The organism is Pseudomonas antarctica, from assembly GCF_001647715.1.
GTDB classification, from domain to species: domain Bacteria; phylum Pseudomonadota; class Gammaproteobacteria; order Pseudomonadales; family Pseudomonadaceae; genus Aquipseudomonas; species Aquipseudomonas antarctica_A.
The window spans coordinates 2,077,314-2,093,755 of record NZ_CP015600.1 but is presented as its reverse complement, the minus strand read 5'-3'; the positions used below and the strand labels follow the sequence as shown (position 1 = coordinate 2,093,755).

General features: G+C 61.1%; 9 protein-coding genes. 4 read left to right on the top strand and 5 right to left on the bottom strand.

The window, feature by feature from the left end:
* Positions 1-305 precede the first annotated feature (305 nt).
* Positions 306-1,859: a glycosyl hydrolase family 17 protein gene (locus A7J50_RS09705; protein WP_064451601.1), complete on the top strand. Its 1,554-nt coding sequence runs from the start codon at positions 306-308 to the stop codon at positions 1,857-1,859.
* Between the two features lie 776 nt (positions 1,860-2,635).
* On the opposite strand, the gene A7J50_RS09700 is transcribed toward A7J50_RS09705, so the two are convergent.
* Positions 2,636-3,004: a hypothetical protein gene (locus A7J50_RS09700; protein ID WP_064451600.1), complete on the bottom strand. Its 369-nt coding sequence runs from the start codon at positions 3,002-3,004 to the stop codon at positions 2,636-2,638.
* A gap of 236 nt (positions 3,005-3,240) precedes the next feature.
* Here A7J50_RS09700 and A7J50_RS09695 point away from each other — a divergent pair, with 236 nt between their 5' ends.
* Positions 3,241-4,539 (top strand): hypothetical protein, encoded by a 1,299-nt coding sequence (locus tag A7J50_RS09695; protein WP_064451599.1) that lies wholly within the window; start codon positions 3,241-3,243, stop codon positions 4,537-4,539.
* The gene (locus A7J50_RS09690) at positions 4,532-5,320 is read left to right on the top strand and encodes a VacJ family lipoprotein (protein ID WP_064451598.1); all 789 of its coding nucleotides are present in this window, start codon (positions 4,532-4,534) and stop codon (positions 5,318-5,320) included. The genes A7J50_RS09695 and A7J50_RS09690 overlap by 8 nt, the downstream gene beginning before the upstream one ends.
* Before the next feature lie 36 nt (positions 5,321-5,356).
* Here the strand turns inward: A7J50_RS09690 and A7J50_RS09685 are convergent, their stop codons facing one another.
* Positions 5,357-7,348, bottom strand: a complete 1,992-nt coding sequence (locus tag A7J50_RS09685; RefSeq protein WP_064451597.1) for an FUSC family protein — start codon at positions 7,346-7,348, stop codon at positions 5,357-5,359.
* A 518-nt stretch (positions 7,349-7,866) separates the two neighbouring features.
* Here A7J50_RS09685 and A7J50_RS09680 point away from each other — a divergent pair.
* On the top strand, positions 7,867-8,745 hold the full coding sequence (locus tag A7J50_RS09680; RefSeq protein WP_064451596.1) for a hypothetical protein: 879 nt from the start codon (positions 7,867-7,869) through the stop codon (positions 8,743-8,745).
* A gap of 69 nt (positions 8,746-8,814) precedes the next feature.
* Here the strand turns inward: A7J50_RS09680 and A7J50_RS09675 are convergent, their stop codons facing one another.
* The 3 genes from A7J50_RS09675 to A7J50_RS09665 are packed head-to-tail and all read right to left on the bottom strand — an operon-like array spanning position 8,815 to position 16,431.
* The gene (locus tag A7J50_RS09675) at positions 8,815-10,242 is read right to left on the bottom strand and encodes an efflux transporter outer membrane subunit (protein WP_064451595.1); all 1,428 of its coding nucleotides are present in this window, start codon (positions 10,240-10,242) and stop codon (positions 8,815-8,817) included.
* Positions 10,239-13,364, bottom strand: coding sequence for an efflux RND transporter permease subunit (locus A7J50_RS09670; protein WP_064451594.1), 3,126 nt, complete (start codon positions 13,362-13,364; stop codon positions 10,239-10,241). Before A7J50_RS09670 ends, A7J50_RS09675 begins: the two co-directional genes overlap by 4 nt.
* A gap of 4 nt (positions 13,365-13,368) precedes the next feature.
* Positions 13,369-16,431, bottom strand: a complete 3,063-nt coding sequence (locus tag A7J50_RS09665) for an efflux RND transporter permease subunit (RefSeq protein WP_064451593.1) — start codon at positions 16,429-16,431, stop codon at positions 13,369-13,371.
* Positions 16,432-16,442 lie beyond the last annotated feature (11 nt).

The window sequence follows — 16,442 nt, the reverse complement described above, 5'->3', positions numbered from 1 at the left end:
ACGGATGCCGAGCGACGTCAACCTGTTGTTATGTGGTGCACCGCGCCCCCTTCACGCGCATCGATCCGGCGGCACAGACATCAGTGGAGTGCTGACACTTCGATCATCAACCTGCCGGGGGCTTGGACCTGCTCTGACTGCGACCTCAGGCAAGCAAGAAACGACATCACATCGCCAGCAGCCCGGTTTGCAGGACATGCTGCCAAAATCCCGCCCGAACTTTGCATGTCTAAATCATGCTGCCCCACTGGGACGGGCCAAATCCGGGTAAGATGCGCGCCTTTGCTCCCCCAGATAAGCTGACCATGCCCGCGACTGCCCGCTTCCCTGCCCTGCCCTATTTTTTCGCCATGATCCTCGGCGTGCTTGCCCTTGTCGGCTATTGGTATGGCCTCGGCCGGCCGGTGGTGTTGCCGGATGTGGCCAGCGCCAGCCACAAAATGCAATGTGCGTCCTACACGCCATTCGACAAAGACCAATCGCCGTTCGATCAGCCGTTCAAGCTGCGTCCCGAGCGCATGGACGCCGACCTGGCCTTGCTGGCCACCCGCTTTGAATGCATTCGCACCTACTCCATGACCGGTTTGGAAGCCCTGCCGGGCATGGCGCGCAAACATGGATTGAAGTTAATGGCCGGCGCCTGGGTCAGCAGTGACCCGGTTGCCACCGAAAAAGAAATCGACGAGTTGATCGCGGCGGCCAACGCCAACCCCGACGTGGTCACCTCGGTCATCGTCGGCAACGAAGCCCTGCTGCGCAAAGAAGTCACCGCCAAGCAACTGGTGACGCTGATCCATAAAGTCAAAAGTCAGATCAAACAGCCGGTCACCTATGCCGATGTCTGGGAATTCTGGCTGCAACACCCGGAAATTGCCCCGGCCGTGGATTTCCTGACCATTCACCTGCTGCCGTACTGGGAAGATGACCCGTCCGGCATCGACCAGGCGCTCAAGCACGTGGGTGATGTGCGCCAGACCTTCGGCAACAAGTTCGCGCCAAAAGACGTGCTGATCGGCGAGACCGGCTGGCCCAGCGAAGGTCGCCAGCGCGAAACCGCCGTGCCGAGCCGGGTCAACGAAGCCAAGTTCATGCGTGGTTTTGTGGCCATGGCCGAGGCCAACGGTTGGCGCTATAACCTGATCGAAGCCTTTGACCAGCCATGGAAGCGCGCCAGTGAAGGCGCGGTCGGCGGTTATTGGGGGCTGTTTGACGCCGACCGCCAGGACAAGGGCATCCTCGCAGGGCCGGTGAGCAATGTGCCGTACTGGCCGCTGTGGTTGGGCGTGGGCGGGATTATCCTGTTGGGTACCTTGGCCCTCGGCGGGCGCGTTCGCAGCACTCGCGCAGCGCTAATGCTGCCACTGCTCGGAGCGGTCGCCGCCTGCTCAATCGGCATCTGGGCCGAACTGACCCGCGTAACCGCACGCTTCAACGATGAATGGGTGTGGGCAGGCTTGCTGGTCGTGCTGAACCTGCTGGTGCTGGCCCATGCCGCGCTGGCCCTGAGTGCGCGGGACGGTTGGCGCGAACGGGCTTTCAACTGGCTGGAGCAACGCGCAGGCTGGCTGGTGGCAATCGCCGGCTTTGCCGGAGCGGTGATGATGCTCGCACTGGTATTTGACCCGCGGTATCGCAGCTTCCCAAGTGCGGCACTGGTGTTGCCGGCCTTGGTGTACCTGGTTCGCCCGGTAACGGGGCCACGCCGGGAGATCGCGCTGCTGGCCTTCATTATCGGTGCCGGCATTGCGCCGCAGCTCTACCGTGAAGGTCTGCTGAACCAGCAGGCGTGGGGTTGGGCGGTGGTCAGCGTGATGATGGTTGTAGCGTTATGGCGTTGCTTGCGGGTGCGTAGGGCTTAAGACCGCTTTTGCAGCGTTGCGACGATTCGGCAAGCCAGCGCCCACATTTGATCGAGTGCATCCCTGGAATGCGCTCTAATGTGGGAGCTGGCTTGTCGGACCGCCGAACCGCTGCGATGCAGACACCTCGGTACATCAGGGATACCCAACTGATGCCATCGCAGGCAAGCCAGCTCCCACATTGACCGAGTACAGCCTGAAGAGCCGCACACTCTCTGCCTGATGTACTGAGTTCCAAATGTGGGAGCGGCGGTGCGGCGATTCGACTTGCTCGCGAATACGCTGGGTCAGTCACCAGATGCATCAACTGACACTATCCGAGTTCAGTTTCCAAGATCAGGTCGGCTGGAAGGCCGCTTCAGCTTTGCTTTTGATCTAACCACTCAGGTCGGCTACCAGGCCGCCGTGCTCTGCTTTTGATCTTGATCTGCTGTTGATCCTAGGCGCCCCGTTAACCACGCTGGCCGAACGCAGGTATTACGGAGCGGGTAAACCGGCAGGACGCCGGTTTACCCGCGACGGGGCAGGGACGGCCCGTCGCGGCGGCCCGCTTCGTGATGCCGGAGTGAGGGCACACCGAGCCTAGGCGAGGTGCCGAGTGGTGGGGCAAGAGCCCTTTGCTTACTTTGGGGCTTTTCCAAAGTGAGTCGCCGTAAGGGCGAAACCAATGTCAGCCGTGACCCAAACAACGGATATGTACTCAGCGCCCCCCCGACAACCACAGCACTCAACCCGTAAAAAAAGATGTGAGATACCTATGCTGCGATGAGGCCCTGTCAGGCAACGCGAGGCTTCCTGACCAACCGCAACCCGGCAATCACCACCGCAAACACCGCAAACGTGGTGTTGTACAAGGCCAGCGCCGGCAAGCCGAACACCATTGCCAAAACTGCCAAGCCCCACCCCGCTCGACCCGGCACAAAGAACGCCAGCACCGACGCGATCAACGCCGCCCAGCCCAACACCTTGAAGTGGATCATCAACCCCAGGTTCGAACGCAACTGGCATTCCCAGCGACTGGCCTCATCAACGCAGATACCCACCCACCGGCCATCCTCCATAAAACCGTAACGGGCGCCATAACTGGCGGCCAACCATAACGGCAGGGCAATAAGCAGCAGGATCAGTGGCAAACGACGGGACATGGGGCACTCCGATAGGCAAAAACGCCGCTCAGCTTAATGCGCCGGCTGCCGTTAGCAAGGCGCATACACACAATTAGTGTCCATCAATGCGTGGCAACGTGTATCTTCTGGCTGCTATAACCCCGATTCCGACGTTTTTTTCCGACTTTTCGTGCCGAAGGCTGGCACTTCGGTGGCAACGCGGTGGTCATAGCCTGCGAACTTCATTCAGCCCGTTTCCTCTTAGGGATTAAGTCATGCTCCGTTCCTTGCGCTGTGCTGCCTTACTCGGCAGCCTTTTTTTGAGTGCGTCAGCACTGGCCGTCGACATCGACCAGGCCACCTATGGCTTCCCTTTGACCAACCCGTTCGAAGCGACCATCGCCACCACCCCGCCTGACCTTCGGCCCAAATTGCCGACCAACGATGAGATCAACCAGTCTGACTACACCCTGAACATGCGCCCAGAGCGCGAGTTCAGCCTGCCGGACAATTTCTGGGCGGTGAAGAAACTCACCTACCGCATCGCCAAACAAGACCACGCCGCGCCGTTGATCTTCCTGATCGCGGGCACCGGTGCGCGGTTTGACAGCAGCATCAACGAATACCTGAAAAAGCTGTATTACCAGGCCGGCTACCACGTGGTGCAGTTGTCGTCGCCCACCAGCTTCGACTTCATCAGCGCCGCCTCGCGCTTCGCCACTCCGGGTATCACCCAGGAAGACGCCGAAGACATGTACCGCGTGATGCAAGCCGTGCGCGCGCAGAACGCCTCGCTGCCAGTGACCGACTTCTACCTCACCGGCTACAGCCTGGGCGCCCTGGATGCTGCGTTTGTCAGCAAGCTGGACGAGACCCGCCGCAGCTTCAACTTCAAGAAAGTGCTGCTGCTCAACCCGCCGGTCAACCTCTACACCTCGATCACCAACCTCGACAAGCTGGTACAGACCGAGGTCAAGGGCATCAACAACACCACCACCTTCTATGAGCTGGTACTGGCCAAGCTGACCCGCTACTTCCAGCAAAAAGGCTACATCGACCTCAATGACGCCCTGCTCTACGACTTCCAGAACTCCAAGCAGCACCTGACCAACGAACAGATGGCGATGCTGATCGGCACCTCGTTCCGCTTCTCGGCGGCCGACATTGCCTTTACCTCGGACCTGATCAACCGCCGTGGCCTGATCATCCCGCCCAAATACCCGATCACCGAAGGCACCAGCCTCACGCCGTTCCTCAAGCGTGCGCTGCAATGCGACTTCGACTGCTACCTCACCGAACAAGTGATCCCGATGTGGCGCGCACGCTCCGACGGCGGCAGCCTGCTGCAACTGGTCGACCAGGTCAGCCTCTATGCGCTCAAGGACTACCTGCACGACAGCCCGAAAATCGCGGTGATGCACAACGCCGACGACGTGATTCTCGGCCCTGGCGACCTCGGTTTCCTGCGTAAAACCTTCGGCGATCGCTTGACCGTCTACCCGCTGGGCGGCCACTGCGGCAACCTCAATTACCGCGTCAACGCCGACGCCATGCTGGAGTTCTTCCGTGGCTAAATATCTTCTGCTGCTCGCTGCCCTGATGTGCGCGGGCGTCGCCAATGCCGACAACAGCAAGGCCCACGAACCGGTCAAGGTTGACGCTGACGGCTTCAAGGAGCCGCTGACCAAGCTCAAGTTCAACCCGGGCCTGGACCAGCGCGAGTTCGAGCGTTCGTCGCTCACCGCGCTCAATGTCTACGACCCACTGGAGTCGTGGAACCGCCGCGTGTACCACTTCAACTACCGCTTCGACCAATGGGTGTTCCTGCCGGTGGTTGACGGTTATCGCTATGTCACGCCGAGCTTCCTGCGCACCGGCGTCAGCAACTTCTTCAACAACCTGGGCGACGTGCCCAACCTGTTGAACAGCCTGCTGCAACTCAAGGGCCACCGCTCCCTGGAAACCACCGGGCGCCTGCTGCTCAACACCACCATCGGCGTCGCCGGCCTGTGGGACCCGGCTACCGCCATGGGACTGCCACGCCAGAGCGAAGACTTCGGCCAGACCCTGGGTTTCTACGGCGTGCCCGGCGGCGCGTACCTGGTGCTGCCGATCTTCGGCCCATCGAACCTGCGCGACACCACCGGCCTGATCGTCGACTACGGCGCGGAAACCGAGGTCAACTTCCTCAACGTGTCCAAGGTCAGCGAAAACCACCCGGAAATCTGGGCCCTGCGCGCCGTCGACAAGCGCTACCAGACCAGCTTCCGCTACGGTCAGATGAACTCGCCGTTCGAGTATGAAAAGGTGCGCTACATCTACACCGAATCGCGCAAGTTGCAGATCGCCGAGTAACACTCGTTGCAGGAGCTGGCTCGCCAGCTCCTGCAATCAGACGCCCCGCTGACACCACTTCTGCCACGTAAACCGCAACTGCAGCACCGCCGCCCTGGCCATATCTCGATCCTGCTCCGTCAACATCGACGACCGCTCAAGCACGTCCAACAGCGCAGTGCTTGGCGCATCCAGCACCGATGCCTGCGTCACGCCAGGCCCACCCTGCTTGAGCACAACCGCCAACTGCCGCAGATAATCATCGCGCACACGGGCCAACGCGCCTTGGCTGCCCGATAAACTCGCGCGCAACTCCAGCAACTCATCGCCCACATCCAGCCCCAGCAACCCATTGTCCCAATGGGTATGACGCTCGGCAGGCAAGGTTTGGCTGTAGCGCGACAGGCGAATCAAGCGATCGGCCATACGCCCGCCAAACCAGCTTTCGGCCTGCTCCAAGGGGCGTGACGTCAGCTGCGCCAAGTCAAACAATGAGGCCTTGAACATCCGCCGATAATGGCGCTCGCCCGGGTTGAGCTGGATCAGGCGAAACACCACTACCGCAATGCCGACGCCCACCAGCGTGGCGATGGCCTTGTTGAGGAAGGCGGCGATGTCGTAGGTCATCAGGTTGCTCGGCCCGACGTTATTGACGAAGAAAATGCAAAACGCCGAGGCGCTGGCTGCCAGTTTTACCCGGCTCATGCACAGCGAGGCGAAGAACAACGGCACACCCAGCGCCACACATAACAGCGGGAAAGCGTCAAACCCGGGCAACACCGCAAAGCGCACAAAACCGGCCACTGGGATCGACAGCGCGATACCCTTGAGAAAATTCAGACTCGACGCCGAGGGATTCTCCCGCGCGGCAAACAGGCTCAACACGACGCCGCTGATCGACACCGCGCCCAGGCCCGAGGGCCAGGCCGTGAACACCCAGAACGCTGCGACCGCCAGGAACGCCAAGGCACTGCGCAAGCCGCCGAGTACGCCCTGCTCGATATCCCGATGCCAGGACATGGCCCCCGGCGCGCCCGGTGGCACCCTGCCCGTCTCGATAGCCTCCAGGGTCAGCGCCCCCACGTTCACCAAACGCAGGACCTGGGCCAACTGCACCAGGCAAAAGTGCGCGTCTGGGCTTAGACCTGGATCGGCAAGCGCCGAAATAAGGCGACGCGACAGTTCAGGCAGCGCCTCTTGCCGCTCTTGCTGCAATGTGGCGGCCACGTCTTCCACCCATGTCGTAACAAGGGACGCGTCATCCAGCATCATCCGTTGCCGGGCCACGCCGCGTGCCGCGCGCAACAAGCCGAGTAAATCGCGACTGAGCACCCGCAACGCCTGGGAGCGGCGCCGGCCCTTGGGGCCTTCAAACCAGGCATGGTCGCGCTGGGCGTCCACCGCCACCAAACGGCCCAGCGCCTCCAGCAAGCCCTTGCGCTGATCCGTCCCCAGCAGCTCCGACGCCGCTGCGCGCATTCCCGCCTGCCAGGCGGCGCGTCCTTGAACCGCGAGGGTCTGCTCAACCCGGCGCGGCCATAAGATCGTGCTGGCGATAGACGCGCAGAGGATCCCCAGGCTGATTTCCTGGCAGCGCGCCACCGCCTCATCGAACACGCCCAGCGGCGCGGCGGTCGCGGGCAAGGCAATAATGGCCGTGGTGTAGCCCGCCAACACAAAGCCATAAGAGGCGTGATTACGCAGCAGCGAAGCCCCCGTGGTGCAGAATGCCAGCCACAACGCCATGCACAGCAGGAACAGCAACGGCGCCTGGCCGAAAACCCCGATCATTACGACCGAAGCCAGGGCGCCTACAAACGTGCCCAGCAGCCGATAGGCGCCCTTGGCCAAGACCATGCCGCTGGTGGATTGGCCGACGATAAACACCGTGGTCAAAGCCCATTGTGGCTGCTGCAGGTCAAAGCAAAAAGCCAGATACAACGCGACCCCGCCGGCGATCATGTTGCGCAAGGCAAACAGCAGATCGACCCGCGAAGGCGCCAGGGTGGCTTGCCAGAAATCCGGGAGTTGAAACGTGGAAGACTTCATTCAATGAGCACATAGATAGCAAGCTAATGATTAGTATCGTATCTATATTCCTGCACATTGCCAATCGCGCGTCGCCTGGCTTTTGATTTTGATTTCGAACGCAACCACTCGTCGTATCCTCCAGGCTTCGGCCGACGGCCCTGCCTCATCGTGAGGTTTCAACAGCTGGAAAGCGGCCACCAAAAACCTTGCAAAAGCCATCACTTAGCCATACTTCGCACGCATGAGTGACGGCCGTCAAAATACAGCCTCTAAAGGCTCACTCCTAAACGCTATAACTGTTCCGGCCAAGCAAGCGAATTGGTTGAGCGTGTTCATTGCCAATACCCGGCATTAAACCTATAACTCCCCTACCTCTTTTTCAGAGGCCATACCTCGAATAACCGAGGCACTAAAAACCGATTTAAAACAGCCAAGCATGTTTCATCCGTGGTGAACTTTCGCGACCCTGACGGACAGCCATCCGTGATGGAGTCGCGTCAAACAGTTAGTGACTGCTTTCATAAGGAAATGACGAAATGAAAACACTTAGCGCCCTGCCCGCCCACGTCAAAGACGTCCGCTTATTCTCCGAACAACTGAAAGAAGCCCATAGTTTCTTTGGCGACACACACCTCAAGGATATTCAACTTAAGGACGCCGATAACCCCTACGCCGATACCGATGGGCTGATTGAGTTTATTATCGGCAACGAGTTGATCGAAGACCCGGAGGTCATGAAAAAGATCAGCGAGCTGAAAAAATACTTGATCGGCATGACCTCTGTCGTCACCAATTACGTGCAGCGCAAGGCCGAAGCCGAGGGGGAGCAGTACAAAACCGACGTGGCGCTCTGGAGCCTGGCGCTGTCAAAACTACCGCTGATGGGCCCGAGCAAAATCGATGAGCAATCCTATTCACGGCATATACGCGGGGTCAGTATTGCCGCCGACTTCGTCAACTTCATATTGGACATCGTCGCCTCGCAAGGCACCAGTGCCCTGAAGAGTTTTGAGAAGTTTATGGCCAAGCAGGGAGACGCCTTGCGTTTCGGCGTCGAAAACAACAAAGACTTCTACAAAACCATTACCGTGGGTGTTTCCGTCGAAGTGTTCAAGGTGGGCACCAACATCGTCTATATTCCAAAAATCAAACAGTACCGCGTCAACTTTGATAGAAACAACTCGAAATTCTCATCCGCCTGCGCCAGTGCCGAGTTTGTCGACATCAACTTCTCCTATAAATACGGCGCCAACGTATTTGATTATGAAGCGCTTGAAGACCCTGCGATCAAAAAAGACTTCGAAGAGTTTCTGCGCAAACAACGTAAATCCCAAATTGAAGAAGCGTCAACGTTCTTCGATGATGATTTCCCGGTAAAAAAACCAACCTCTACGCTTGCCAGCAAAGCAGGCTAGTTATCTGAGGCACGCTGCAACAGCGCAACGGCCAATGAGGGCTGAGACCTTCATTGGCCGTCTTGGTCATTACTGCGCAGTTTGCCATCCCCCGCCCAGGCTCTGGATCAACGCCACACTCCCCTGACTCAACTGCCCTTGGGTATCGCGCAAATTCTGCTCTGCCTGCAACAACACCAGCTGTTGGGTCAGCACTGTCTCCCGGCTGACCGTCCCCGCACGCAACTGCGCTTCCTGGCTCCCAAACAGCTGCTGATTGCGCTGGTAGACCTGCTGGAAGGCATCTGCCTGGGTTTGCAGATGATTAATCGCGGACAGATTGTCTTCGACGTTCTGCAAAGCACTCAGCACCGTCCCGCGATAATTCGCGGCGATCTGATCGTAGCTGGCCTCAGCCTGTTTGACCGCCGCCTCCCGCGCACCGCCATCAAAAATCGTCTCGGCCAACGCAGGCCCCAGGGTCCAGATCCGATTAGGCAAGGAGAACAACCCACCCAAGGCACTGCCGCGATAGCCCACCTCGGCCGTCAGGTCCAGGGAAGGAAAGAACGCCGCTTCGGCCACGCCGATCCTGGCATTGGCCGACGCCGCCGAGCGTTCTGCCGCAACCACATCCGGGCGCCGTTGCAGCAAGGTCGAAGGCAAGGTCAACGGCGGCCGCGGCACCACAAAGGTGAAATCCGTGCGCGGTGCCACGCTGAACTCGCTGGGCGCCACACCCACCAGCACCGCCAGTGCATGCTCATATTGCTCGCGGTCACGCAACGACGTCTGCAAACCGGCAATCGAGGTGGTAAGTTGGTCCTGAGCCACCAGCAATTGGTCATTGGTGGCGACGCCCTGAGTGAACTGCGCCTGGATCATGTCGAGCAGTTGCTGGTTGATCGTCTGCTGCTGTTGCAACAGACGCACGTCGATGTCCATCTGGCGTAGCGCCAGATAATTGCTCGCCACGCTGGAGCTGATGGACAACCGCACCCCCGCCAGCAATGCATCCGATTGCTGGGCCGTGGCCTGGCTCGACTCAATACCTCGGCGCACCAGGCCCCACAGGTCCGGCTCCCAGCTGGCGGTCAGGGTGGCGCTGACACTGTTTTGCACGCCTCCCGTGGTCGTGCCGGACGTGGTGCTGGTGCCCGAGCCGCTGCCGCTGCCGCTCGACCCGCGTGAACCCGACAACCCGACGCCAACCGTCGGCCACAACCCGGCGCGACTCGAGGCCACTTGCGCCTGCGCCAATCGGTAGGCCGCTTCGGCCGCAATGATCGACTGGTTGGCCTTGGCCGAGCGCGCCACCAGGTCATTCAGTACCGGGTCCTGATAGGCCAGCCACCACTGGCTGTCCATTGCGCCCCGAGGGTTGGAAACCGCACGTTGCCACTGCGCGCCTTCCTTGAACGACTGCGGCAGCGCCATGGCAGGTTTCTGGTAATCCGGCCCGACCATGCAACCGCCCAGCATCAGGCCAACCAACAACACACTGAATCTGAATTTCATGACCTTGCTTCCTTGTGCCGTCCCAGGCGTTGAGACGCCCGGTCGAGCCAGAGGTAAATCACCGGGGTGGTGTAAAGCGTGAGCACTTGGCTGAACAACAGCCCACCAATAATCGAAATCCCCAAGGGCCGACGCAATTCCGAACCGTAGCCCGAGCCGAGTACCAGCGGCAGCGCGCCGAGAATCGCCGCCAGCGTCGTCATCATGATCGGTCGGAAGCGAATCAGGCAGGCGCGACGAATCGCTTCCTTGGCGCTGAGGCCGAACTCACGCCGTTCTGTGATCGCGAAATCGATCATCATGATCGCGTTCTTCTTCACGATGCCGATCAACAGAATCACCCCCACCAGCGCGATGATCGACAACTCGGTGCCGGTCAGCAGCAGAGCAATCAACGCGCCGACGCCCGCCGAGGGCAAGGTGGAAAGGATGGTCAGCGGGTGCATCAGGTTTTCATAAAGAATGCCCAAGACGATGTACACCGAGAGCAATGCGGCGACGATCAACAGCGGCTCACTGGCCACCGAGGACTGGAAGACCTGGGCCGTGCCGGCAAACTGGCCGGTGACGCTGGCCGGCATGCGCAGCTGTTTAACCGCGTCCTCCACCAGTGCAGTGGCCTGGCCGATCGACGTGCCGGGGGCCAGGTTGAACGAGACGGTCACCGCTGGAAAGGTGCCTTGGTGGCTGATGGAAATCGCCGTGCGCGAGACGCTGTTATCCGCCAGTGCGGACAGCGGCACCAAGGTGGTTTGCCGGGTCAGGTTCGGCGCCACGGTGGTGCCTTTGGCCGCCACTGCCGCGCTGCCTGTGGGCACATAAATACCCTTGAGGGCCGAAGGGTCGTTCCAGTACTCCGGCGCGATTTCCATCACCACATGGTATTGGTTGGCGGCGCGGTAAAGGGTCGAGACCTGGCGCTGGCCGAACGCGTCATAGAGCGTCTGGTCCACCGCCGACATGCCCACGCCAAGCCGCGCGGCCGTGTCGCGGTTGATGGTCACATTGGCCAGCAGGCTGTTGTCCTGCTGGTCGGTATTGAGATCGGTCAACTGCGGCAGTTTGTGCAACACCTCCACCACCTTGGGCACCCACTCATCCAGGGATTGCTGATCGTCGGCAGTCAGGGTGTATTGGTACTGTGCACCGCTTTGTCGACCGCCCACGGTGATGTCCTGGGCAGCCTGCAAAAACAGCTTGGTCCCGGGCAAGTCGCCCAGGCTGTGGCGGATCTGCCCGATCACGTCGGTGGCGCTGTCTTTGCGCTGGTCGATCGGCTTGAGCAGCACGAACAACTGCGCACTGTTGACCGCTCCACCCCCGCCGCCACCGCCGCCGACAAACCCGGCCGCGGTTTCAACATTGGGGTTTTGCATCACCTTGTGGTTGATCGCGGTGAAGTCCTTTTGCATCGCCCCGTAGGAAATGCTCTGCGCGGCAATGATGCTGCCTTGCAGGCGCCCGGTGTCTTCCTGGGGAAAGAAGCCCTTGGGCACCAGCACGTACAACACGCCCGCGAGCACGATCACCAACACCGTGACCAGGCCCATCAGGATCGAGTGATCGATCACCCAGCCCAGGGTGCGGTCATAAAACCGGTGAAAGCGTGAGTCCGGGTGTTCGTCGCCCTCGCGAATCTCCTTGGGCGCGCGCAACAGCACGCTGGCCAACATGGGCGTCACGGTCAGCGAGATCACCATCGAGATGACGATGGCCACCGAGAGTGACACCGAGAACTCGCGAAACAACCGCCCGACGATCCCGCCCATCAGCAATAACGGGATGAACACCGCGACCAGTGACACGCTGATGGTCAACACTGTGAACCCGACTTCCTGCGCCCCTGCCAGCGCGGCTTCCACCCGCGTCTTGCCGCGCTCCAGGTGACGCATGATGTTTTCCACCACCACGATGGCATCGTCGACCACGAAGCCGGTGGAAATGGTCAGCGCCATCAGCGACAGGTTATTGAGGCTGTAGCCGAGGAAGTACATTGCGCCAAACGTGCCGAGCAACGACAACGGCACCACCACGGCGGGCACCAGCGTGCTGCGCCAGTCACGGAAGAAGCCGAAGGTCACCAGGGTCACCAGCAGGATCGAGGCCAGCAAGGTCACTTCCACGTCATGCAACGACGCACGAATGGTGGTGGTGCGGTCCATCAGCAGGCTGAGCTTGATCGATGCCGGGATCGAGCTTTGCAGAAACGGCAGCGAGGCTTTCACCGCATCCACCGTGTCGATTACGTTGGCGCCCGGCTGCTTGAACACCACCAGCAGCACTGCCGGCTTGCCGTTGGACAAACCGAAGTTGCGCAGGTCCTGCACGTCTTCGCGCACGTAGCCCAGGTCGGAAATGTGGATCAGGTCGCCGTTGTGCGCCTTGACCACCAGCGGCCCGTAATCATTGCTGTCGAGCAACTGGTCATTGGCACCAATGCCATAGGAGCGATCACCCACCGCCACATTGCCCTTGGGCAGGTTGGCGTTGGACGCGCTGATCACCTGGCGCACCTGCTCCAGGCTGACCCCGTACTGGTTGAGCCGGTCCGGGTTCAGCTCCACACGCACCGCCGGCAGCGCGCCGCCGCCCACGGTTACATCGCCGACGCCGGTGGTCTGCAACAAGCGTTGCTCGAGCACTGTCGAGGCCGCGTCGTACATCTGCCCCGGCGTGGCGCTGTCGGAGGTCAGGCTGATGATCAGGATTGGCGAATCCGCCGGGTTGACCTTGCGGTAGGTCGGGTTGCCGGACAAGTCACTGGGCAGGTTGCTGCGTGCGGCGTTGATCGCCGCCTGCACATCCCGCGCCGCGCCGTCGATGTCGCGGCTGAGGTCGAACTGCATCGTGATGCGCGTTGAGCCCAGGCTGCTGGCCGAGGTCATTTGCGTGACCCCGGCGATCTGCCCGAACTGGCGCTCCAACGGCGTAGCTACGGAGCTGGCCACGGTGGTCGGGTCGGCGCCGGGCAGCGAGGCGCTGACACTGATGGTCGGGAAGTCCACTTCCGGCAGTGGCGCCACCGGCAGCAGGTTAAAGGCCAGCACCCCAAACAAGGCCAGCCCGGCCGCCAGCAGCGTGGTGGCAATGGGCCGATGGATAAACGGCGCGCTGAGGTTCATCGCATCAATCCACGGCAACCGGGCGGCGACTGAAACGCTGCTCCAGCCCGTGCATCGCGAGGAAGATCACCGGCGTGGAAAACAGCGTGAGCAACTGGCTGAGCAACAGGCCGCCGATGATCGCAATGCCCAAGGGGTGGCGCAGCTCCGAGCCAATCCCGGTGCCCAACGCCAGCGGCACCGCACCAAACAACGACGCCATGCTGGTCATCAGGATCGGCCGAAACCGCAGCTCCGCCGCCTGGCGAATCGCCTCCACCGGGCTCAAGCCGCCTTCGCGCAACAGCTCAAGCGCGAAGTCGACCATCATGATGCCGTTTTTCATGACGATGCCGATCAGCAACACAATGCCGATCAAGCCAATGATGTCGAACTGCGTACCGGTCAGCAACAACGCCAGCAAGGCGCCAAGTGCCGCCGACAGCAGGGTCGAGAGGATGGTCACCGGGTGCACGAAGCTCTCGTACAGAATGCCCAGCATCAGGTACACCACCACGATGGCCGCCAACACCAGGAACACCTGGTTGGACAACGACGCCTGGAACGTCGCCGCGGCGCCTTCGAGGTTGGCTTGCACCGACAGCGGCAGGCCGACGCTGGCTTCAATGTCCTGCAACCTCGTCACAGCCGCGCCCAGCGTCTGCCCGGGGGCGAGGTTGAACGACACATCCGCATAGGGAAACTGCCCCAGCCGGTTGATGGTGACCGGCGAGCGCACCACCTCCAGGGTCGCCATGCTCGACAGCGGCGCCACGCCGCCTGTGGGAATGTCCACGTACAAACCGGTGAGCAAATCCGGCAAGTTGCGCGGTGGGTGGTCGGTGGCGATCACCACGTGGTACTGGTTGAGCTGGGTATAGATGGTCGACACCTGGCGCTGGCCGAACGCGTCATACAGCACATCGTCGATGGCCTGCGGCGTAATACCCAGCCGCGAGGCGGTGGCGCGGTCGAAGGTCAGCTTGATCTGGTTGCCGAACTGCATGGCCTGGCTTTGCACGTCGGCGAACATCGGGTCGTGTTTGATCGCGGTGAGCAGCTTGGTGGTCCACTGCTCCAATTCAGCCGGGTCGGTGGCTTGCAGGCCAAGGCGGTAGCTGGTGGTGGACACGGTGGCGTCCAGAGTCAGGTCCTGCACCGAGTGCAAATACAGGCGAATACCGGCGTCATCGGCGTTGGCATCCGCCAGCCGGCGGATCACGTCGGTGGCGCTGTCACGCTCGCCACGCGGCTTGAGGTTGATCAGCAAATTGCCCTGGTTGATGGTCGGGTTGGTCTGGTCGATGCCGACGAACGACGACAGGCTTTGCACTGCCGGGTCCTTGAGAATGCGTGCAGCAAGGCGTTGCTGTTCGACTTGCATCTGCTGGAACGAGACGGTCGGCGACGCCTGGGAAATGCCCTGGATCAAGCCGGTATCCTGGTCGGGAAAAAAGCCCTTGGGCATGATCACCAACGTGAACAGGGTCAGCGCCGCAGTCAGCACTACCGAAATCAGCGTCAAGGTGCGGTGCGCCAAGACCCAATCCAGGCCGCGCACATAATGGCTATTGATGCGGTCGAAGAAATCCGCGCGGCGCTCCTCATGCCTGGACTTGAGCATGCGCGCGCACATCATCGGCGTCAGCGTCAGGGAGATAAAGGCCGAGATCACGATGGTCACCGCCACGGTCATGGCGAATTCACGGAACAGTCGCCCGACCACGTCGCCCATGAACAGCAGCGGAATCATCACCGCAATCAGCGCGATGGACAGCGAGATGATGGTGAAGCCGATCTGTTCCGCGCCTTTGAGCGCCGCTTGCAGCGGGGTGTCACCGGCCTCCAGGTAGCGGGTGATGTTTTCGATCATGACGATGGCGTCGTCCACCACAAACCCGATGGCGATGGTCAATGCCATCAGCGTCAGGTTGTTGAGGGAAAAGCCCAGGGTATAGGCCACCGCCAACGTGCCGATCAGCGTCAACGGGATGGTCACCGCAGGAATGATCGTGGCCGGGACATTACGCAGGAAGATGAAAATCACGATCACCACCAGCAGGATCGCCAGCCCCAGCTCGTACTGCACATCGGTGACCGAGGCACGAATAGTCTGGGTGCGGTCGGTCAGCACGGCGACCTTTAACGTGCCCGGCAGGCTGGCGCGCAACGTGGGCAGCAATTGCTGCACACGGTCGACCACGTCGATCACGTTGGCGCCTGGCTGACGCTGGATATTCAAGACGATCGACGCGGTGTCGTTGGTCCACGCGGCCTGGCGCGGGTTCTCCGGGCCTTGGGTGGAACTGGCGATCTGCGACAGGCGAATCGGTGCGCCATTTTTGTAGGCGATCACCAGGTCGCGGTATTCCTCCGCCGATTGCAGCTGGTCGTTGGCACCGATGGAATACGCCTGGAATTTGCCGTCGATATTGCCTTTGGCCTGGTTAACGTTCGCCGTGCCGAGGGAGGTGCGCAGGTCATCCAGGGACAGGCCGAGGCTGTTCAGCGCCGAGGTATTGGCCTCGACCCGCACCGCCGGGCGTTGGCCGCCGCTGATGGTGACCAGGCCGACGCCGGTGATCTGCGAGATTTTCTGCGCCAGGCGCGTGTCGGCCAGGTCTTCGACCTTGGTCAGCGGCAATACATCGGAGGTCAACGACAGGGTCAGCACCGGCGCATCCGCCGGGTTGACCTTGCTGTACACCGGCGGGTACGGCAGGTTCGCCGGCAGGAAGGTGCCCGCCGCATTGATCGCCGCCTGCACTTCCTGTTCGGCCACGTCCAACGACAGTGACAAGTCAAATTGCAAAGTTACTACCGAAGCGCCGTCGGAGCTGGTCGAGTTCATCGACTTGAGCCCGGGCATCTCGCCGAGCTGGCGCTCCAGCGGCGCGGTGATCGAGGAACTGACCACGTCCGGGCTGGCGCCGGGGTATTGGGTGAACACCTGGATGGTCGGGTAATCCACCTCCGGCAACGCCGACACCGACAGCAAGTGGTAGCCCAACAGGCCCAGCAGCAACACCGCGACCATCATCAGCGTGGTGGCGACCGGGCGTTCGATAAAGGGCCGCGAAATGTTCATGCTCGGCAGCT

Bases quoted from the DNA above. Each gene is read 5' to 3' on its own strand.
- A7J50_RS09705 (WP_064451601.1), top strand. From the start codon at position 306: ATGCCCGCGACTGCCCGCTTCCCTGCCCTGCCCTATTTTTTCGCCATG.
- A7J50_RS09700 (WP_064451600.1), bottom strand. From the start codon at position 3,004: ATGTCCCGTCGTTTGCCACTGATCCTGCTGCTTATTGCCCTGCCGTTA.
- A7J50_RS09695 (WP_064451599.1), top strand. From the start codon at position 3,241: ATGCTCCGTTCCTTGCGCTGTGCTGCCTTACTCGGCAGCCTTTTTTTG.
- A7J50_RS09685 (WP_064451597.1), bottom strand. From the start codon at position 7,348: ATGAAGTCTTCCACGTTTCAACTCCCGGATTTCTGGCAAGCCACCCTG.
- A7J50_RS09680 (WP_064451596.1), top strand. From the start codon at position 7,867: ATGAAAACACTTAGCGCCCTGCCCGCCCACGTCAAAGACGTCCGCTTA.
- A7J50_RS09675 (WP_064451595.1), bottom strand. From the start codon at position 10,242: ATGAAATTCAGATTCAGTGTGTTGTTGGTTGGCCTGATGCTGGGCGGT.
- A7J50_RS09670 (WP_064451594.1), bottom strand. From the start codon at position 13,364: ATGAACCTCAGCGCGCCGTTTATCCATCGGCCCATTGCCACCACGCTG.
- A7J50_RS09665 (WP_064451593.1), bottom strand. From the start codon at position 16,431: ATGAACATTTCGCGGCCCTTTATCGAACGCCCGGTCGCCACCACGCTG.